The sequence below is a fragment of the Paenibacillus farraposensis genome (assembly GCF_020736845.1).
GTDB lineage: Bacteria > Bacillota > Bacilli > Paenibacillales > Paenibacillaceae > Paenibacillus > Paenibacillus farraposensis.
In genome coordinates this window covers 1-536 of the sequence record NZ_JAFFQR010000002.1, presented here as the reverse complement: position 1 = coordinate 536, position 536 = coordinate 1, and the positions used below count along the sequence as shown (strand labels likewise).

Here is a 536-nt window from a genome sequence, read left to right as displayed (position 1 = left end):
ATGCCGCTGACACCAAACGGCAAAATCGACCGCAAGGCCCTGCCGGCACCGGAAGGCAGCCTGCAAAGCGGAGCCGACTATGTCGCACCGCGGACGTGGGTGGAAGCGAAGCTGGCGCAAATCTGGCAGGATGTGCTGGGCCTCGCGCAGGTCGGCGTGAAGGAAAACTTCTTCGAGATTGGCGGACATTCGCTGCGGGCGACAACGCTGGCCTCGAAGATTCACAAGGAGCTGAACAAGCCGCTTCCATTGCGCAGCATTTTTGAAGCGCCAACGATTGAACAGCTGGCAGCTGTGCTGGAAAGTCAGGAACAAGTGGCCTATGCGTCCATTCCGGTGACGGAAGAGCGCAGCTTCTACCCGCTGTCCTCGGCGCAAAAACGACTGTATGTGCTGCATCAGTTCGACCCGAATGATGTGAACTACAACATGCCGTCGGTGCTGCATGTGAGCGGTCCGCTGGACGTGAAACGAGTGGAAGATGTATTCCGTCAATTGATCGCCCGGCATGCGACCTTGCGTACGCGCTTTACCCT

1 protein-coding gene is annotated in these 536 nt (G+C 58.2%); it reads left to right on the top strand.

Annotated features, from left to right (window positions below; genetic code table 11):
- On the top strand, positions 1 to 536 hold a 536-nt coding region (locus JO375_RS00045; protein WP_229522563.1), incomplete at both ends, for a condensation domain-containing protein.